This window comes from Mycobacterium canetti CIPT 140010059 (assembly GCF_000253375.1).
In the GTDB taxonomy this organism is placed as follows: domain Bacteria; phylum Actinomycetota; class Actinomycetes; order Mycobacteriales; family Mycobacteriaceae; genus Mycobacterium; species Mycobacterium tuberculosis.
In genome coordinates this window covers 4,337,008-4,355,167 of record NC_015848.1, presented here as the reverse complement: position 1 = coordinate 4,355,167, position 18,160 = coordinate 4,337,008, and the positions used below count along the sequence as shown (strand labels likewise).

Genomic DNA, 18,160 nt, shown 5'->3' with positions numbered 1-18,160 from the left:
ACACCAAGACACCACTCAGGGCCTTCCCGATGGATTGGTGCCAGCAGCAACCGCCATCATCGAAGACCTCAACCCCCTCTACACCCCAACTACGAAACGCCACTGTAGGTCGTGGACTTTATGGCTAGTGCTTCTTCCCTTTGGGTAGCAGACCCCGGACCATCGACAACGCCTTGTTGGCGCCCGGGCCCACGCTGGCCCCGCGGAGCGCATTTGTTGCCGCTGCCGTGGCGGCAGCGGTGGTGGTGGCGGCACTGGCCCCGGCGGTGGTGCTGCCGATAGGGATGGCGATGGCAGGGGCGATGGCGGGGATACCGCGGATGCCCTGGACCAAATCACGCGGGTTCACAGCGGGGGCTGGTCCGGGCTGATAAGCCCTGTCAATCATGGGCCGCAGTGCGGCATCAACTGTTCCCGCCGCCTGCGGGGGCAGACCCGCCATGTCCACCAGCGCCCGCACCAGAGGTAGCTGATCGGTCCGGATGAAGTAGGTCGTGGTCGTCGCACCCAAACTGTTCGTTGTCGTCGTAATGTCCCTAGGCGCAACGCGAGCTGGGTCCGAGAATGCGGTGGCGCTGTGGCCGTAGTATCCGCCCGCGGCAATCGCATTGAGGTCAGCGAGTAAGTTGCCCGGACGATTAGGTGGGTCAGAAAAAATGTCGTACTGGCCCACGATATTGATTGTGTCGTACTGGCTTTCCACTGGGGCCGGAACGATGTAGTCGATGATCGGCACGTGGGTGCCCGGCCTAAACGCCCGCCAAAGAAGATTGTTAGGGTCGCCGGCCTTGATGAATGTGAGTTGCCCAGGGGGAGGAGCCGTCGGGTCATTCGCCAACCGTGCCTGCTCGCGGTCAAGCACGAGCGTTCCCTGTGATAACCCGGCCACGAAGATTGGCCCGTCAGTGCTGCGGATCGCCGCATCGAGATTGTTCGTCCCGGCACTGACAGAACTGCCGACGGTGGGCGAATTCAAGCCTGTGACAGGCCAAAAGCTGCCTGGATATGAAACGACGTGGCGGGTAGCGGTGGGGTTGTAGTAATTCGCGCCGATCTGAGGCTGCATCGCGGGATTGAAATGATAGAGCGACCTGAGTGGCCCGTACGGGGACGGTGCGGTACCGGGTACTATCAACGCGGTATCGGCCGAAGCGATTCCGTCGCCCAATATGGCTGCGCAAGCTAGCATTCCGCCCGCGATGGCCCCGACGAGCAGTTTGGTCACAGCGTCCCCTTTGTGTAGCGGCGGTACAGCGGCCGACCAACGCAAACCAGCAGCAATAGCAAACACGTTATCGTGCCTTACGGTCGCAACGCAGTCGGAGACGCCTGGACATTTCATGTGAGAGCTCTGCGTTAGGCAAGCTCGCCGCCGCCTACAGGTTGCTCAGGCCTAGCGCGAGCATCAGGCAACCTCCTGCGGCCACCAGCAACGCGGCGTCGCGGCGGCTACGGGACCGCAGCCATGATTGCAGCGCAGCCATGAACGCGCGGGTCTTACGCGGTGCTGCCAGGTAGCTGACGAGGGGGACTTCGGCCACTGTGAATGCCACCACGTTGAACGTAACGACAGCCAGTGCCTGTGTTGCCGGCGTAGCGCCGGAGGCAAGAATGGCGGCCATCGCGCCCATGTAGTTGGCCGAAGGCAGTGCGGCTCCTAGGCCACTCACCCCGGCGACATACAGCGAATCGCCCTGCAGAAAACAACGTGCACGCACAGCCAGCTTATGCGCACCACTTGACGGTACCGACTCCCGTAGGACCCTGCCACCGTCGTCTCCGACGCGGGCGTGGGTAGCTCGCCGGACATGCTTGCCTATGACATTTGTGGTCAGCGCAAACGCGATAAGCAAGGCAATCAGCCCGGTCCCGATCTGTACCTCGGCCACACTGAAATGTCCGGCCAACGGAGTGGCCCCGAGGACCACAAGCGTGACCATGGCCACGCCACCAGCCATCGTGTAACCACCGCACAAGAATGTGAGCAAATGGAGCAGCGGGCGGCGCCTGTTGAGCATGAGGACCACCAAACCGATCCGTACCGGCTCGCAGATCACCGAGAGCGCCAAGACCAGCACGGTGGACCACATGGTGAGCAACCGTACTCCGCCGCTGACGATTGTGGTCTGCGGAGCATCGTCGGAGGAAATTACGCCCGCCGGTTTGAGTGTCACACCGACTGGTCGTAGCTTACTTGCGTGCCCTGGCGGGGCTCGGTCCGAGTGCAGGAGGAATGAGTGTTTAGCATTACAACGCTCCGCGACTGGATGCCGGACCCAGGTTCGATTATCTGTTGGCACGCATCACCGACGGCGAAGGCGAAAGCCCGGCAAGCGCCGATAAGTGAGGTGCCGCCCAGCTATCAACAAGCTCAACACCTTCGACGTTATCGCGATCATGTAGCGCGCGGTCTCGATATGTCGCGCCTGATGATCTTCACCTGGGATCTACCTGGCCGGTGCAACATCCGCGCCATGAATTATGCGATCAACGCACACCTTCGCCGCCACGACACCTACCACAGTTGGTTTGAGTTCGACAATGCCCAACACATCGTTCGGCATACCATCGCTGACCCTGCAGATATCGAACTCGTCCAAACTGAGCATCAGAACATGACGTCGGCGGAGCTGCGCCACCACATTGCAACGCCGCAGCCGTTGCAGTGGGACTGCTTCTTGTTCGGGATTATTCAGAGTGACGATCACTTCACCTTCTATGCGAGTATCGCTCATCTCTGTGTCGATCCGATGATTGTGGGCGTCCTTTTCATCGAGATCCATATGATGTACTCCGCATTGGTGGGAGGCGACCCGCCGATCGAGCTCCCGCCGGCGGGCCGCTACGACGACCACTGTGTCCGACAGTACGCCGACACGGCCGCCTTGACGTTGGACTCCCCCAGGGTGCGCCGTTGGGTCGAATTCGCTGCCAACAACAACGGAACCCTGCCGTACTTCCCGTTGCCGCTCGGCGATCTATCGGTGCCCCATACCGGAAAGCTGCTTACCGAAACGCTGATGGACGAGCAACAGGGTGAGCGATTCGAAGCCGCCTGCGTCGCTGCGGGCGCCCGTTTTAGCGGTGGCGTTTTCGCCTGCGCCGCCCTCGCTGAGCGCGAGTTGACCAACTGTGAAACGTTTGACGTGTTAACGACGACTGATACACGTAGGACGCCAACAGAACTCAGAACGACGGGCTGGTTCACCGGGTTGGTGCCGATCACTGTGCCGGTCGCCGCAGGACTTTTCGATAGCGCCGCCCGTGTCGCGCAGATCTCTTTCGATTCGGGTAAGGATCTGGCGACCGTACCATTCGACCGCGTATTGGAGCTGGCACGCCCCGAAACGGGGCTGAGGCGGCCCCGGCCGGGCAATTTCGTGATGTCCTTTCTGGATGCCAGCATTGCGCCTCTTTCTACGGTCGCCAATTCCGATCTGAATTTTAGGATTTACGACGAAGGTAGGGTTTCTCATCAGGTCTCAATGTGGGTCAATCGTTATCAGCATCAGACCACGGTGACGGTATTATTTCCGGACAACCCGATCGCAAGCGAATCCGTCGCCAATTACATCGCGGCCATGAAATCCATCTATATCCGCACCGCCGACGGCACGCTCGCGACACTTAAACCAGGCACATGACACGTCGCTTGGATCGTCGCTGTGGTTTAAGTCTGGAGTGAGGCTGTGCCCCAGGGCAGTGCGAAAATCGCGCGCGAAACCGTGGGTTCACGTTCGGTGGAGGGCGAGCAACTCGTCCAGCAGTGCGATGAATTCTTTGGGGCGCGTGGGCGTGCAGGCTGGTTTCGGCCGCATCCCCGGTACGTCGAGGGTGACCAACGTCGACTTCAGCGGCCGGTACACGTCCAGTGGCAGCCAGCGGCGAAGGTCCGGCCTGCCCCAGATATTGAACCGGGCCATAAAAAAGCCCAGCGATTCAGCCTGATATCCGCGGATCTGGTCCAGTGGGATGACCTTGGCCGTGCCCGAAGGAAAGTGATAGCGGCGCAGCGTGAGTGCAGCACGATCCAGCTGTACAACGCCGTCGTCGTAGAACTGCATCATGGCCGTGAACTGCGTAGTTGATGGCCCCGGGCGGTGAGGCAGCGACCGTCGTCCAGACGCCACTGCCAGCCGTGCAGGTTACAAGTGAGCGTGTTGCCTTCCACCACACCGAATTTCGATAGGTCGGCTTTGAGATGGGGGCAGCGGCGCTGGATCTCCCAACCGTTCAGGGTGATCGATGAGGAGTCATCGTGGGCCTCGGCGAACCAGCCGTCGGCGTAGGCGATGCGTTCGTCGGTCAGACACTTGAAGAACGTGTAAAGGTATTCGTTGTAGCCGCCAACCCGCCATGCCCGAAATCGGGTGGATAAGAAGATGGTGTTGACCCAGTCGGGTTCGTTGTCGCGCAGCACCGTGCGCACCAGCTCCGGCGCGATCGCGAACCCGTAGCGGAACCTCTCGTCGGGAATCGGTTCTCGTACAGCTCTTTTCGGGAAGTCCAAAACAATGGTTTCGGGACCGATGGCGAGCTCGACCGGGTATCCGATGCCGTCGCAGATCTCGTTGCTTTGCAGCATGATCGGCTCGAACAGGGTGCGCAGCGGCTCCAGCAGTGGCTCGCCGGTGGCGGCGGCCCAGCCGGCCTTTTGCGCGGCGAGCACCGGCGCCATCCGGTCGGCATAGTCAGCGATGTATGCGGCTTTGTCGGTGGTAAAGATAGCCTCGACCTGTTCGGCGGGCAGTGGATGGCGCAATGAATTCAAGGTTGTACCAGTGAAATCCGCAGTCGAGCCGGGGATCATCAGCAGCCCGCCGTCCTGGCCGTGCGCCCGCATCTGATCCAGGAACACCATCTGGTCGGGGAAGATATTGGCCGGATCGCTACCGTCGTCGTTGAGGTGGCGCAGCTCGGGGGCTAAAAAGCATGGCGGCCCCGCCGACGGCACCACCCACGTCGCTCCCACCTGCGCGATGTACTGGCGAGCACGGTCCATCTGCCGTTGCCGCTTTTGGGCGCCGAACGCCTCCTTCGCGCGCGCCGGCATGTCGTAGACCATCGGGTACCAGATCGCGCCCGAGTACTGCAGCATATGCACGTCGATGTGACCGAACTCCGATGCCAGCACGTCCAAATCGACCGGGCGGGCGTCGTTCATGTTGAAAGCCGTTGTTTCGCCGTCAGCAACAACTAGCGCCGAGTCGCCGATCGGACCGTCGGCGGGGGCCCGCAGTGCGATGATCATCACGTCGAGATCGCCGTTGGGTCCCCTCAGGCGGTGCTTGACCGAGTCGGTGGTTTCGAAGAACCAATGAAATCCTAACTTCTGCAACTCATTTCGCAGGTCGGGTACCGGAAAGTCGGGCAGCAGCACGACGGCGTCCTTGTTGACATGCGCTCGTAGGTTTTCCGCGTCGAAGTGGTCCTTATGTAGGTGCGAGACATACAGATAATCGCACTCACCCAAAGCGCCCCAGTCCAGCCCGCTGTTGTCGGGGAACGGGAACCAAGACGCAAAGTAGGCCGGATTGACCCAAGGGTCGCACAGAATGCTGCCGGCCTGGGTCTGGATCAGAAAGCCGGCGTGACCGACGCTTGTGACCTGCACAGCTACCTTTCGGAAGAGCTTACGAGCGCAAAGCGCAGCCTCGAGCTTAGCGTGAGCTGTCGTCTTCGGCCTGCCACAGCCGGCGGTAGTAGTCGATGCGAGCCGGGTCCGGCGCCACACCGTAGGCGGCGAAGAACTCGTCATCTCTGAGCTGGCCCGGGTAGTCGGGAAAGTTCCATTGCAACGACAGCGTCGCGACCGCGAGGTCGGCCCACCGATCGGCCACACCGAGATCGCCGAAGTCGACGTGTCCGCAACAGCGGCCGGTGTCATCGAGGATGGTGTTGGGTGAGCACGCGTCGCCGTGACAGACGACCAACCGATCAACCGGCGGTGAGTCACCCAGCTCCGCGCGTCGCGCCGGGGCCAGCTTGGCCAGCCGGCTGGCCGTCGACCAGTCGAACGGACATGAGGGCACCGGCAAGCTGTCGTGCAGGGTGCGCAGCCCCGCACCCAGCGCCGGGACCGCGACCTGCGGGGACGCCCGCCAGCGCGGGTGCACCGCGGACAAGCCGGGCAGCGCATCGGTGTGCAACCAGGCCCAGTCGCCGTCGACCCCGACACCCAGTACCCGCGGCACCGCCAGGTACGGCGCGGCCCAGCGCAGCCGCCGAGCCTCATTAGCGAAGTCGGCGGTACCCCTCCTGGCGACCTTGATGAACTCGGAGCCGGCGCCGATGCCGGAGTCCACCCGGAAGGTGACGCCGCCCAGTTCGTTGACCCACACCGCGCGCACCGGTCTGCCGACGGCAAACCGGGCAACGATCGCGGGCAGCGCGGGTGGCGATGAGGGGAAGGACACGGCTCACCTCTTTCGTCAATTTGGGTTTTCGCCACTTTGGGCGGCTTGCAGCCGGGACCACTAGGCTGAACTGCTGTGGAACCGGTATACGGCACCGTCATTCGGCTTGCCCGCTTGTCCTGGCGCATACAGGGTCTGAAGATCACCGTCACGGGTGTGGATAACCTACCGACCAGCGGCGGCGCCGTCGTCGCGATCAACCACACCAGCTACCTCGACTTCACCTTTGCGGGTTTGCCCGCCTACCAACAGGGCCTCGGGCGCAAGGTGCGGTTCATGGCCAAACAGGAGGTGTTCGACCACAAGATCACCGGTCCCATTATGCGCAGCCTGCGCCACATCCCGGTGGATCGGCAGGACGGGTCCGCGTCCTACGACGCCGCTGTTAGGATGCTGAAGGCCGGCGAACTCGTCGGCGTGTACCCCGAGGCGACCATCAGCCGCAGCTTCGAGATCAAGGAATTCAAGACGGGGGCAGCCCGAATGGCGATCGAGGCCGGGGTGCCGATCGTTCCGCATATTGTTTGGGGTGCGCAGCGGATCTGGACTAAGGGCCGTCCCAAAAAGCTGTTTCGCCCGAAGGTGCCGATCACGATTGTCGTCGGTGAACGGATCGAACCGACGCTGCCCACCGCTGAACTGAACGGCCTGCTGCACTCCCGGATGCAGCATTTGCTGGAGCGGGCCCAAGAACTGTACGGACCGCATCCGGCCGGCGAGTTCTGGGTGCCGCACCGGCTGGGCGGCGGCGCCCCGTCGCTTGCCGAGGCGGCCCGGTTGGACGCGCAGGAGGCGGCGGTTAGGGCTGCGCGCCGCGCTCAGCGAGCCCATCCCGCCGGGGCGCCGGAGCAGTGACCGATGGCGGAGCCGACCTATCGCGTCTTAGAGATCCTGGCCCAGTTGCTGGTGCTGGCCACCGGAACCCGGATCACCTACGTCGGCGAGGAGAATGTGCCCGACCAAGGCGGCGCCGTGGTCGCTATCAATCACACCAGCTATGTCGACTGGCTGCCGGCCGCGTTGGCCATGCATCGTCGGCGTCGCCGGATGAGGTTCATGATCAAGGCCGAGATGCAACGGATGCGGTTGGTCAACTTCCTGATCAGGCACACCCGGACCATTCCGGTGGACCGGGGCGCCGGCGCTAGCGCCTATGCGGTGGCGGTGCAGCGGCTGCGCGAAGGGGAACTGGTCGGGGTCTACCCGGAGGCCACCATCAGTCGTAGCTTCGAGCTCAAAGGGTTCAAGACGGGGGCCGCCCGAATGGCCGCGGAAGCGGATGTCCCGATTGTGCCCGTCGTTGTCTGGGGTGCTCAGCGGATCTGGACCAAGGACCATCCCAGGCAGATAGGACGCGCCAAGGTGCCGGTCACGGTACAGGTGGGTCGGCCGCTGCGGGCCGCGGCAGGCATCGAACAGACCAACGCGGCGCTGCGTGAGTCGATGACCGCGCTGCTGTGGCAAGCGCAGGAGCGGTATCCGCATCCGGCTGGGGCGTACTGGGTGCCGCGCCGACTCGGCGGCGGCGCGCCAACGCTGGCCGAGGCGGCACGGATGGAGGCTGACGAGGCGGCGGCAAGGGCCGCCAGCCGGACACCGCATGAATCGCGGTAAGAGGTGAAGGAGGATACATGGCTGAGCCGTTCTTCCGGATGATGGAGATTCTTGTTCCGTCGATCGTCGCGGCCAACGGAAACAAGATCACATTCGAAGGCCTGGAGAACATCCCCGAACGTGGCGGCGCGTTGATCGCACTCAATCACACGAGCTACGTGGACTGGGTTCCGGCATCGATCGCCGCCCACCATCGGCGGCGGCGGCTGCGGTTCATGATCAAGGCCGAGATGCAAGACGTACGGGCGGTCAACTACGTGATCAAGCATGCCCAGCTCATCCCGGTGGATCGCAGTGTGGGGGCCGATGCGTACGCGGTGGCAGTGCAGCGGTTGCGGGCCGGGGAACTCGTTGGGTTACACCCGGAGGCGACTATCAGCCGCAGCCTCGAACTGCGCGAGTTCAAGACCGGAGCGGCCCGGATGGCGCTGGAGGCGCAGGTGCCGATTATTCCCATGATCGTCTGGGGCGCGCACCGGATCTGGCCCAAGGATCATCCAAAGAACCTGTTCCGCAACAAGATTCCGATCGTCGCGGCGATCGGATCGCCGGTGCGGCCGGAGGGCAATGCCGAGCAGCTCAATGCCGTGCTGCGCCAAGCGATGAATGCGATCCTCTACCGCGTACAGGAGGAGTATCCACATCCCAAGGGGGAGCACTGGGTGCCGCGGCGGCTGGGCGGCGGCGCGCCGACGGTGGAGGAGTCCAGGCAGCTCAGAATCGCTGAATTGGCGCAGCGGCGGCAAAAGCGCGGATACGACGGCGTGACCTCATCACGGCACAGCCAAGTCGGCCCGCACTGACAAGCCAGCCAACTTTGAAACCGACTGTGCCGGCGCTCATCGCGTGTGACGTCGACGGAACCCTGCTCGACGACGAAGAAGCCGTCACCAAACGCACTCGCGACGCGGTGCTTGCCGCGGTCGACGCCGGCACGCACTTCATCCTGGCCACCGGCCGGCCGCCGCGCTGGGTGCGACCCATCGTCGATGCCCTCGGCTTCGCGCCGATGGCGGTGTGCGCCAACGGCGCCGTCATCTACGACCCCGGGACCGATCGGGTGATGTCGGTGCGCACGCTGCCCGTCGACGCCCTGGCAACGTTGGCCGAAGTTGCGACCCGCGTCATACCGGGTGCGGGACTGGCGGTCGAGCGGATCGGCGAGCGCGCACACGACACGGCGACCCCCCAGTTCGTCAGCTCGCCGGGCTACGAGCATGCGTGGCTGAATCCGGACAACACCGAAGTGTCGATCGACCACCTGCTCAGCGCGCCGGCGATCAAACTGCTGATCCGTAAAGCCGGTGCTGCGAGTGCCGACATGGCCGCCGAACTGGCGAAGCATGTCGGTTTCGAGGGCGATATCACCTACTCGACCAATAACGGGCTGGTGGAGATCGTTCCGCTCGGTATCAGCAAGGCCACCGGTGTCGACGAGATTGCCCGGCCGCTGGGAATTTCCGACGCGGAGGTGGTGGCGTTCGGCGACATGCCCAACGACGTGCCGATGCTGCTGCGGGCCGGTTTGGGTGTGGCGATGGGTAACGCGCATCCCGACGCGCTGGCCGTCGCCGACGAGGTCACCGCACCCAATAGCCAGGACGGCGTCGCGCGGGTGCTGGAGCGCTGGTGGTCCTAGCATGGCCCACGTGACCCGGCGCCGTTGTGGCTCGGGAGTGCGTGACTGAGCCGGCCCCTCGCGCAGATTCGCGACGGGCGAACCGCGACCAGATGTGGTCCGAGATGGACGCCATGACCTGGCCCATGCGTGGCTGCGACGCGGTGCACTGCGCATCGGCCGAGCAACTCGATGACGTGTGGCCGCGGCGGCAGATCAGCGGCTGCTGACCGCATGGTTGGAGCTTGGCATGGCAATCTACGACACCAACCAACGGGCCACGCCGCGCTAAGCCGCCGGTTTGATTGCCAGGGCGAGCTGTTGGGGAATGTAGTTGATCAGCAGCGGAGCCATTCCCATGAAGGGTGTGCCGAAAACGGTTACGGTGGTTGGGAAACCGGGAATAGGAACTGGAGCACCCGGGAAGCTGATCGTCGCGGTGACGGGATGCGGCGGCACGAGAAGCCCGTCGAAAGGCAAGTGCAGCGTGATCCCGACCGTCGGGGGCAGAGGGGACGGGAGCCCCGTGGGCACCAGGATCGGCGTATCCAACACGGTTGCGCTGTTAAGGAAGCCGTCTAACGCGTGGGCCGGGGCGTCGATAAGCGCACCCACCGCCCCTAGGTAGTTGCCGGCCAACAGGGCCTGCTCAATGGTTTCCGCGCTCGTCGCAATAGCGTTCAGTGACGCGAACGGCGCACCCAATGTGGCGTAAGTGAGCACCAATGGCACCCCGAAGAAGGTGCTCAATGTCCCGGCGGTGGTTGCGATATCGAACGAAGCGACCGCCTGGATGTTCGGGTTGGAGAGCGTCGTGAGCACGTTGGTGAAGTTCTGCGACATGTCTCGCAGGATGGAGGGGGGCATCAGGTTGGTGAAGTACTGCGCCTCTTGTGCCGGGATGGTCATGATGGTGAACAGATCTCCCAGCGGGCCCAGCAGCTTGGGTTTCGCGGTGACACTAATGGCGGTGCCCATTGTGCCGATCGTCACGTCGCTGGTGTCGAACCCGGTGACCAGAAGGTTTGTCATGGCCTTACCCAGGTCCGCCACCGCGGCGTTGTAGTCACCCACCAGAAGCTGTTGAAACGCTAGCTGAAGCTCCGCTGCAAAGTTGGGCCACCCGGCAATGACGCTGGTGACCCCCTGACCGACCGTCGTGGCGAATAGCTGGGCGAAGCCGATCTGCGAGCTAATAATCTGTTGGATGTAGTACGCCGCGTTGAAGGCCAGGAATTGCTGGACGGCCGCCTCGATGGCCGCTGGCAAATTCGCCACCAGGGCGGGGAAGTTCTGGACGGCGTTGGCGAGCGCCGCGGCGATCTGCTGCCAGTAAACCTGCTGGTTGGCGATGATCTGGCGGAGGAATGGGAACGGGTTGGCCGACCATGCGCCGTAGAGGGATTCCAGGTTGGTGGCCGTGTTGGCAACGAGTTGGCCGTATGCGCCGCCCGGAGCGGCGGCCGCGGCCGCGGAAACGGCGCGCTGTCCCGCCTCGATCTGACCGAACAGCTGCCCGCCGTTAGCGCTTTCGGTGTTGAGATACGCCGCCGCGCCACGGTTCAACGTGCGTACGAACTCGGTATGAAACGCCGCCAGTTGGTTGCTCACGGCTTGAAATTCCTGGCCGTACCTGCCGAACAGCTGCGAGACAGCGATCGACACGTCGTCGGCGGCCGCGGCCGCCAGCCCGGTCGTGGGGCCCGCCGCCGCAGCGGTCGCTTCCCGAAGCGTCGAGCCGATGGCCGCCAAATCCCCCGCCGCAGCCGCCACGGCCTCCGGCACTGCGACCACAAACGACACGTTGTTCCTCTCGACTGGCCTGCGGCGACCCGGTGATCAGCCCGGCAAATGGAGCCTAATGGCACAGGGTGTATATGCGCCGGCGATTCCGCGCCACAAAAGCCAGAATGTGAAAAGTGCACACACATAATGTGAATAGTGCACACCCGCGACTCAGGTGATCGGATGCGTTGGCAGCGTGAAGTGTTCGGGCGGCACCGTCGGGCCGCTCGGGGGCCGCGTCGCCAGTGGCGTCGTGATCCCGTCGACGACTTCGGTGACATTGCCGGTGAGGCGCTCGAAGTTCAAGGTTCCGTGTTGAAAGTTCTGCGTGATCTGCAGCGGCTCCTGGATCTCCGCGCTGGTCGGCAGTCCCAGCGGGCCGCGTTCGTAGCTCAGCGAAGCCCAGGCCTCATAGATTGCCCCGGTGACCGGCTGAGCGTCGGTCACCGGCGACCAATACATGGCGCCCTTAGCGAAGGTTGCATACCGCGCCCCATCCGCGGCGTCGGCCTCCGGCGAGGTCGGTGCACCCAGCGCGCTGTTCATGCCGCCCAACGCCTGCCAGCGCTGATAGATCGCGCCACCTTCCAGCGCCTTGATCAGCTCCTCCGGCGGGTCGTTGAAATGTGCTGCGATGTCCCGGATCTCGTCCATCACAGCGTAGGCGGCGTTGCCCGGACAGTCGGTGTTGCCGACGTCGCGATGGGTGAAGATGGCGGGCAATCGCGCTATGGCGCCACCCGGAAACGTGGTGTACGAGCTGCCCGCTGACTGCAGATCCACCATGCTCCTGGGATCGACGTCGTCCATGCCCAGCCGCCAGCCGAGCAACCGGCCGACGGTTCGGATCTGGATCGGCGTGGGGGCCACATCGTCGAAGTTGCCGATCATGGCCACCCCCCAGGTGTTGCGGTTGAATCCGCCGGTGTGGAACCCTTCGACCGGTTTGGTGAGGCCGCCAGCGCTACCCTCGAACACCTGGCCGTACTTGTCGACGAGGGCGTTGTACGCGATGTCACACCAGCCCAGGGTCTTGCTGTGGTAGGTGTAGATGGCTTTGACTATGCCGGCGGACTCCAGCGGAGAGTAGTCGTTGCTCCCTGCGGTGTGGTGGACCACCGCGGCACGAACCCCCCTGTCGTACTCCGGTGTTTCGCATCGCAGTGACTCGTCTGCGCCCCATTCTGCCCGGCTGATGATGGCCGGCGGTTGGCCTGCCATGGTGACTGCGGTTGGTGGCGTCCACTGCGTTCCGGGCGGCGCTTGCGGCGGCGAGATCAGGATCGCGGAGATGTTCTGCCCGAAGGGCTGTTCCTTGGTGGCTGGACGGTATCCCAAACCGTTGTCGGGCAAGGCGTTGGTCGGCCGCCCCGCCGGCGGTTGAGTTATCGGTGCGTCGATCGGGCGAGTCACCGCGACCTGCACGGTGGTGGTGGTGCCCACGAACACCGGATCGGTGCTACGGGGACCCGGATTGAGTCCCCCGGGTTCCACGGACCCGTCGGTGCCCGCCGGATCGCGTGGTTCGGTTTCATACTCGGTCTGATACCACGGCCCCCAGTCACCGTCCGGGCGCTTGGCGCGCACACGGGCGGAGGTACCGGCCAGGTCGCCGGTCAACGCCACCAATGAAAACGGTGTGTCCTGGGTGAGTTCGCGTACCGTGACGCCGCCGCCGAGCCCGATCAGTGGCTGCTCTGCAAGCTGGGTGTCGGGCGTCGGCGATGGTTCATGGGAGCTGGCGGGTGGACGATTCACTACCCACGCGACGATGACGACGGTCGCTGCCATCGCGGTGAGCAGCGTCGTCGGCGCGCGGGTGCGGGACGGCACCAGCTGATGTTACGTGTGTTTCTATTGGTATTAATGAGACGACACGGAATCGGTGCGATAAAACTGTCGAGAACGACGGGCCGAAGCAATGACCGACGCCTTGGCCGCGGGTGCGTTTTCGGCCGACCCGGGGCTTAGGCGACCGGCACGGTGATTGGGTCCGTCGGTGGCACCGCCGCGGCCGCGGGGATGGGCGGGACCGGCGGGCCGGCTGCCGGCGCGGCCGCGCCGCCATTCTGGACGGCCTGCATGATCGACGGCATTAGCACACCTTTCAGCAGGTCGATAGCCTGACTGGCGCCCAACTCGTTGGCCACCTGCATCACGTCGTTGACGAGACCGCCGCCGCCGGTGGAGGTGGTGGTGGCGGGGCTGCTCGGTATGGTCCCCAGGGTTGGATCACCGAGGATCGGATAGGTGCCGTCCGCCCCGGGATCCAATCCGACCGGCGTCGTAATCGGAATTTCGTTGGCTCCGCCCAGCGCGGGATCCAAACCCGTCGGGCTGGTCAATCCCGGTGTCGCCCCGGTCGGGCTGGTCAGCGCGGGGTTGGTGAGCGCCGGATTGGTCCCCACGCCGGGCGTTGGCGCCAGGGTGGCGCCGGGCGCGGCGAGTGATCCGGGCAGGGTTGGCGTCAGGCCCGGACTGGTAAGGGCAGGGTCGGTGAGGCCCGGGCTGGTCAATCCCGGGCTGGTCAATCCCGGACTAGTCAGGCCAGGACTGGTTAGACCCGTGCTGGCATCGCCGCTCCCGGTCAGGCTGGGCACCGGCGGTATGTTGATCCCGAACTGGGACAACCCCTGCGATAGCGCGGACATCAGCTCGCCGGGCAGGTCGGTCAACACCGCCGCCTGCTTGAATTCATGGTGCTCGGGCCGCTCGGTGGTTTCGGTTGATTCGTAGACAAGAAAATATGCACAAGGACTCGCAACTGCCAGGGCGGCGACCGCGCTCATGGCTGTCGAGAGCTTGCGTCGGCGTCGGTTCGGCACGGAAGTCTCCTCAATCTGGACTATGTGTGGCGTCGGGTTCGCCGGCTCCCGCGGTCGCGAGTGCATGGCATGAACCCCACACGCTCGATGGTACGAGTGTGGTTGATGTGACTAGAGTGGTTATATCGAATCGTGAGGCAATCGCGACCAAACGACCTCCGGCCAACCACACTGGTCGGCCATGCGCACCTGCGGTGAAACCCGTTCGGGCCATGACCGCCACGAGCTGCCAAATCGGGTTTTGCCAGCAAGGTCGGTTACCCTATGCAACCGATGACCGCTCGTTTTGACCTTTTCGTCGTCGGCTCAGGATTCTTCGGCCTGACGATTGCCGAGCGCGTGGCCACCCAACTCGACAAGCGCGTGCTCGTCCTCGAGCGGCGCCCGCACATCGGGGGCAATGCCTATTCCGAAGCCGAGCCACAGACCGGCATCGAGGTCCACAAGTACGGTGCGCACCTGTTTCACACCTCTAATAAGAGAGTGTGGGACTACGTGCGGCAGTTCACCGACTTCACCGACTACCGGCACCGGGTCTTCGCGATGCACAACGGGCAGGCATATCAGTTTCCGATGGGGCTCGGCCTGGTATCGCAGTTCTTCGGCAAGTACTTCACGCCCGAGCAAGCCCGCCAGCTGATCGCCGAGCAGGCCGCCGAGATCGACACCGCCGACGCGCAGAACCTCGAGGAGAAGGCCATCTCGCTGATCGGCCGGCCGCTCTACGAAGCGTTCGTCAAGGGGTACACGGCCAAGCAATGGCAGACTGACCCCAAAGAACTTCCGGCCGCCAACATCACCCGGCTTCCCGTGCGCTACACCTTCGACAACCGGTATTTCAGCGATACTTACGAGGGTTTGCCGACCGACGGGTACACGGCGTGGTTGCAAAACATGGCTGCTGACCACCGCATCGAGGTCAGGCTGAACACCGACTGGTTCGACGTGCGCGACCAGCTGCGCCCCGGCAGCCCGGCGGCCCCGGTCGTTTACACCGGCCCGCTGGACCGCTACTTCGACTACGCCGAAGGCCGATTGGGCTGGCGTACCTTGGACTTCGAGGTGGAAGTGCTACCGATCGGGGACTTTCAGGGCACCGCGGTGATGAACTACAACGATCTCGACGTCCCCTACACGCGCATCCACGAGTTCCGCCACTTCCACCCCGAGCGTGACTACCCAACGGACAAAACGGTGATCATGCGGGAATACTCCCGGTTCGCCGAGGACGACGACGAGCCCTACTATCCGATCAACACCGAGGCTGACCGCGCCCTGTTGGCCACCTATCGGGCCAGGGCGAAGTCCGAGACCGCGTCATCGAAGGTACTGTTCGGCGGCCGGTTGGGCACCTACCAATATCTGGATATGCATATGGCCATTGCCAGCGCCTTGAACATGTACGACAACCTCCTCGCGCCGCATCTGCGCGACGGCGTCCCACTGCTTCAGGACGGCGCATGAGTGAACTCGCCGCGAGCCTGCTGTCTCGGGTCATCCTGCCGCGCCCAGGTGAACCCCTTGACGTGCGCAAGCTGTACCTCGAGGAGTCAACCACCAACGCCCGGCGCGCGCATGCGCCAACCCGGACCTCGCTACAGATTGGCGCGGAGTCCGAGGTGTCATTCGCCACCTACTTCAACGCTTTCCCGGCTAGCTATTGGCGACGTTGGACGACGTGCAAATCGGTGGTGTTGCGCGTGCAGGTGACCGGCGCCGGGCGGGTAGACGTCTACCGGACCAAGGCCACCGGTGCCCGGATCTTCGTTGAGGGCCACGACTTCACCGGCACCGAGGATCAGCCAGCCACCGTCGAGACCGAAGTGGTGCTGCAGCCTTTCGAAGACGGCGGGTGGGTCTGGTTCGACATCACCACCGACACCGCGGTCACCCTGCACAGTGGTGGCTGGTATGCCACCAGCCCCGCTCCGGGGACGGCCAACATCGCGGTCGGCATCCCGACGTTCAACCGCCCCGCAGACTGCGTCAACGCGCTGCGAGAACTCACCGCCGATCCGCTGGTGGACCAGGTGATCGGCGCGGTGATCGTGCCTGATCAGGGTGAGCGCAAGGTGCGCGACCACCCGGATTTCCCCGCCGCGGCTGCCCGGTTGGGTCTCCGACTCTCTATTCATGATCAGCCCAACCTGGGCGGTTCCGGCGGCTACAGCCGGGTGATGTATGAGGCGCTGAAAAACACCGACTGTCAGCAGATCCTATTCATGGACGACGACATCCGCCTCGAGCCGGACTCGATTCTGCGGGTGCTGGCCATGCACCGGTTCGCCAAGGCGCCGATGCTGGTGGGTGGTCAGATGCTCAACCTGCAGGAGCCGTCGCACCTGCACATCATGGGCGAAGTCGTAGACCGGTCGATATTCATGTGGACCGCCGCGCCGCATGCCGAATACGACCACGACTTCGCCGAATACCCGTTGAACGACAACAACTCCCGTAGCAAGTTGCTGCACCGGCGTATCGATGTCGACTACAACGGCTGGTGGACGTGCATGATCCCACGCCAGGTCGCCGAAGAGCTGGGACAGCCGCTGCCGCTGTTCATCAAATGGGACGACGCCGATTACGGCCTGCGGGCCGCCGAGCACGGGTATCCGACCGTCACGCTGCCCGGTGCGGCGATCTGGCACATGGCCTGGAGCGATAAGGATGACGCCATCGACTGGCAGGCCTATTTCCATCTGCGCAACCGGCTGGTGGTGGCCGCCATGCACTGGGACGGCCCAAAGGCGCAAGTCATCGGCCTGGTCCGCAGCCATCTCAAGGCAACCCTGAAACACCTTGCCTGCCTGGAATATTCGACGGTGGCAATCCAGAACAAGGCCATCGACGACTTTCTCGCCGGCCCCGAGCACATCTTTTCGATCCTGGAATCGGCGCTGCCGGAAGTGCACCGCATCCGCAAGAGCTATCCGGACGCGGTGGTGCTGCCGGCGGCCAGTGAGTTGCCGCCGCCGTTGCACAAGAACAAGGCAATGAAGCCGCCGGTGAACCCGTTGGTCATCGGCTACCGGCTGGCCCGCGGGATCATGCACAACCTGACCGCCGCCAACCCCCAACACCACCGTCGCCCGGAGTTCAACGTTCCGACCCAGGATGCGCGCTGGTTCCTGCTGTGCACTGTCGACGGGGCCACCGTCACCACGGCCGACGGATGCGGTGTGGTCTACCGGCAGCGCGACCGGGCCAAGATGTTCGCGTTGCTGTGGCAGTCGTTGCGCCGTCAGCGCCAGTTGCTGAAACGGTTCGAGGAGATGCGCCGGATCTATCGCGACGCGTTGCCGACGCTGTCCAGCAAGCAGAAGTGGGAGACGGCGCTGCTGCCGGCGGCAAACCAAGAGCCCGAGCATGGCTGAACGGGCGCCACGCGGCGAAGTCGCCGTGATGGTGGCCGTGCAGTCGGCGCTGGTCGACCGTCCGGGGATGCTGGCCACTGCGCGCGGACTCTCCCACTTCGGCGAGCACTGCATCGGTTGGCTGATCCTCGCGCTGCTGGGCGCGATTGCCCTGCCGCGGCGCCGCCGGGAATGGCTTGTGGCCGGGGCGGGCGCGTTCGCTGCCCATGCCATCGCCGTGCTGATCAAGCGGCTGGTGCGGCGTCAGCGGCCGGATCATCCGGCCATCGCGGTCAACGTGGACACGCCAAGTCAACTGAGTTTTCCGTCGGCACACGCCACCTCGACCACGGCCGCGGCCCTGCTCATGGGCAGAGCCACCGGGCTGCCGCTACCGGTTGTGCTGGTGCCGCCGATGGCGCTGTCGCGAATACTGCTGGGGGTCCACTACCCCAGTGATGTGGCCGTGGGTGTTGCTCTGGGCGCCACCGTCGGGGCCATCGTGGACAGCGTCGGCGGGGGCCGGCAAAGGGCCCGGAAGAGATGAGC

The 18,160-nt window shown here is 64.2% G+C and carries 16 protein-coding genes and 1 pseudogene; 9 read left to right on the top strand and 8 right to left on the bottom strand.

From position 1 onward, the window contains the following. Positions 1-124: 124 nt before the first annotated feature. Together chp1 and sap are read right to left on the bottom strand one after the other, a co-directional pair. On the bottom strand, positions 125-1,342 hold the full coding sequence (gene chp1 / locus MCAN_RS20200; protein ID WP_014001981.1) for a sulfolipid-1 biosynthesis membrane-anchored acyltransferase Chp1: 1,218 nt from the start codon (positions 1,340-1,342) through the stop codon (positions 125-127). A gap of 34 nt (positions 1,343-1,376) precedes the next feature. Beyond that, positions 1,377-2,090 carry a sulfolipid-1 biosynthesis transporter Sap gene (gene sap, locus MCAN_RS20195; RefSeq protein ID WP_014001980.1) on the bottom strand — a complete coding sequence of 238 codons (714 nt, stop codon included), beginning with the start codon at positions 2,088-2,090 and terminating at the stop codon, positions 1,377-1,379. Positions 2,091-2,237: 147 nt separating this feature from the next. Between sap and papA2 the strand changes: the two genes are divergently transcribed. After that, positions 2,238-3,644 carry a trehalose-2-sulfate acyltransferase gene (gene papA2 / locus MCAN_RS20190; RefSeq protein WP_014001979.1) on the top strand — a complete coding sequence of 469 codons (1,407 nt, stop codon included), beginning with the start codon at positions 2,238-2,240 and terminating at the stop codon, positions 3,642-3,644. A gap of 87 nt (positions 3,645-3,731) precedes the next feature. Here the strand turns inward: papA2 and MCAN_RS20185 are convergent, their stop codons facing one another. The 3 genes from MCAN_RS20185 to MCAN_RS20175 are packed head-to-tail and all read right to left on the bottom strand — an operon-like array spanning position 3,732 to position 6,416. Continuing rightward, a complete protein-coding gene (locus tag MCAN_RS20185; protein WP_014001978.1) occupies positions 3,732-4,067 on the bottom strand; it encodes a hypothetical protein in 336 nt (111 codons plus the stop codon). After that, positions 4,064-5,614, bottom strand: coding sequence for an MBL fold metallo-hydrolase (locus MCAN_RS20180; RefSeq protein ID WP_014001977.1), 1,551 nt, complete (start codon positions 5,612-5,614; stop codon positions 4,064-4,066). Before MCAN_RS20180 ends, MCAN_RS20185 begins: the two co-directional genes overlap by 4 nt. A gap of 46 nt (positions 5,615-5,660) precedes the next feature. Next, complete coding sequence (locus tag MCAN_RS20175) at positions 5,661-6,416, bottom strand: aminoglycoside phosphotransferase APH(3') (RefSeq protein WP_014001976.1); 756 nt, start codon at positions 6,414-6,416, stop codon at positions 5,661-5,663. A gap of 75 nt (positions 6,417-6,491) precedes the next feature. On the opposite strand from MCAN_RS20175, the gene MCAN_RS20170 reads away from it, so the two are divergent. The 5 genes and pseudogenes from MCAN_RS20170 to MCAN_RS24000 all read left to right on the top strand — a co-directional run bounded on the left by MCAN_RS20170 (position 6,492) and on the right by MCAN_RS24000 (position 9,940). Further along, on the top strand, positions 6,492-7,271 hold the full coding sequence (locus MCAN_RS20170; RefSeq protein ID WP_014001975.1) for a lysophospholipid acyltransferase family protein: 780 nt from the start codon (positions 6,492-6,494) through the stop codon (positions 7,269-7,271). A 3-nt stretch (positions 7,272-7,274) separates the two neighbouring features. After that, a complete protein-coding gene (locus MCAN_RS20165) occupies positions 7,275-8,030 on the top strand; it encodes a lysophospholipid acyltransferase family protein (RefSeq protein ID WP_014001974.1) in 756 nt (251 codons plus the stop codon). A 17-nt stretch (positions 8,031-8,047) separates the two neighbouring features. Further along, on the top strand, positions 8,048-8,833 hold the full coding sequence (locus MCAN_RS20160; protein ID WP_014001973.1) for a lysophospholipid acyltransferase family protein: 786 nt from the start codon (positions 8,048-8,050) through the stop codon (positions 8,831-8,833). Positions 8,834-8,847: 14 nt separating this feature from the next. Continuing rightward, positions 8,848-9,669, top strand: a complete 822-nt coding sequence (locus MCAN_RS20155) for a Cof-type HAD-IIB family hydrolase (RefSeq protein WP_014001972.1) — start codon at positions 8,848-8,850, stop codon at positions 9,667-9,669. Between the two features lie 125 nt (positions 9,670-9,794). Further along, positions 9,795-9,940: pseudogene (locus MCAN_RS24000) on the top strand (twitching motility protein PilT). Here the strand turns inward: MCAN_RS24000 and MCAN_RS20145 are convergent. The 3 genes from MCAN_RS20145 to MCAN_RS20135 form a co-directional block, all read right to left on the bottom strand. Continuing rightward, a complete protein-coding gene (locus tag MCAN_RS20145; RefSeq protein ID WP_014001971.1) occupies positions 9,937-11,451 on the bottom strand; it encodes a PE family protein in 1,515 nt (504 codons plus the stop codon). The pseudogene MCAN_RS24000 and the gene MCAN_RS20145 sit on opposite strands and share 4 nt — an antisense overlap. 153 nt (positions 11,452-11,604) lie before the next feature. Beyond that, positions 11,605-13,266: an LGFP repeat-containing protein gene (locus MCAN_RS20140; RefSeq protein ID WP_178125316.1), complete on the bottom strand. Its 1,662-nt coding sequence runs from the start codon at positions 13,264-13,266 to the stop codon at positions 11,605-11,607. Positions 13,267-13,400: 134 nt separating this feature from the next. Beyond that, the gene (locus MCAN_RS20135; RefSeq protein WP_014001969.1) at positions 13,401-14,258 is read right to left on the bottom strand and encodes an exported repetitive protein PIRG; all 858 of its coding nucleotides are present in this window, start codon (positions 14,256-14,258) and stop codon (positions 13,401-13,403) included. A 264-nt stretch (positions 14,259-14,522) separates the two neighbouring features. On the opposite strand from MCAN_RS20135, the gene glf reads away from it, so the two are divergent. The 3 genes from glf to MCAN_RS20120 are packed head-to-tail and all read left to right on the top strand — an operon-like array spanning position 14,523 to position 18,158. Next, positions 14,523-15,722, top strand: coding sequence for a UDP-galactopyranose mutase (gene glf, locus MCAN_RS20130; RefSeq protein WP_014001968.1), 1,200 nt, complete (start codon positions 14,523-14,525; stop codon positions 15,720-15,722). Next, positions 15,719-17,632 carry a galactofuranosyl transferase GlfT2 gene (glfT2, locus tag MCAN_RS20125; protein ID WP_014001967.1) on the top strand — a complete coding sequence of 638 codons (1,914 nt, stop codon included), beginning with the start codon at positions 15,719-15,721 and terminating at the stop codon, positions 17,630-17,632. Before glf ends, glfT2 begins: the two co-directional genes overlap by 4 nt. After that, a complete protein-coding gene (locus MCAN_RS20120; RefSeq protein ID WP_041180192.1) occupies positions 17,625-18,158 on the top strand; it encodes a phosphatase PAP2 family protein in 534 nt (177 codons plus the stop codon). The genes glfT2 and MCAN_RS20120 overlap by 8 nt, the downstream gene beginning before the upstream one ends. Positions 18,159-18,160 lie beyond the last annotated feature (2 nt).

Bases quoted from the DNA above. Each gene is read 5' to 3' on its own strand.
- chp1 (WP_014001981.1), bottom strand. From the start codon at position 1,342: ATGAAATGTCCAGGCGTCTCCGACTGCGTTGCGACCGTAAGGCACGAT.
- sap (WP_014001980.1), bottom strand. From the start codon at position 2,090: ATGTGGTCCACCGTGCTGGTCTTGGCGCTCTCGGTGATCTGCGAGCCG.
- MCAN_RS20120 (WP_041180192.1), top strand. From the start codon at position 17,625: ATGGCTGAACGGGCGCCACGCGGCGAAGTCGCCGTGATGGTGGCCGTG.
- MCAN_RS20165 (WP_014001974.1), top strand. From the start codon at position 7,275: ATGGCGGAGCCGACCTATCGCGTCTTAGAGATCCTGGCCCAGTTGCTG.
- glfT2 (WP_014001967.1), top strand. From the start codon at position 15,719: ATGAGTGAACTCGCCGCGAGCCTGCTGTCTCGGGTCATCCTGCCGCGC.
- glf (WP_014001968.1), top strand. From the start codon at position 14,523: ATGCAACCGATGACCGCTCGTTTTGACCTTTTCGTCGTCGGCTCAGGA.
- MCAN_RS20160 (WP_014001973.1), top strand. From the start codon at position 8,048: ATGGCTGAGCCGTTCTTCCGGATGATGGAGATTCTTGTTCCGTCGATC.
- MCAN_RS20185 (WP_014001978.1), bottom strand. From the start codon at position 4,067: ATGATGCAGTTCTACGACGACGGCGTTGTACAGCTGGATCGTGCTGCA.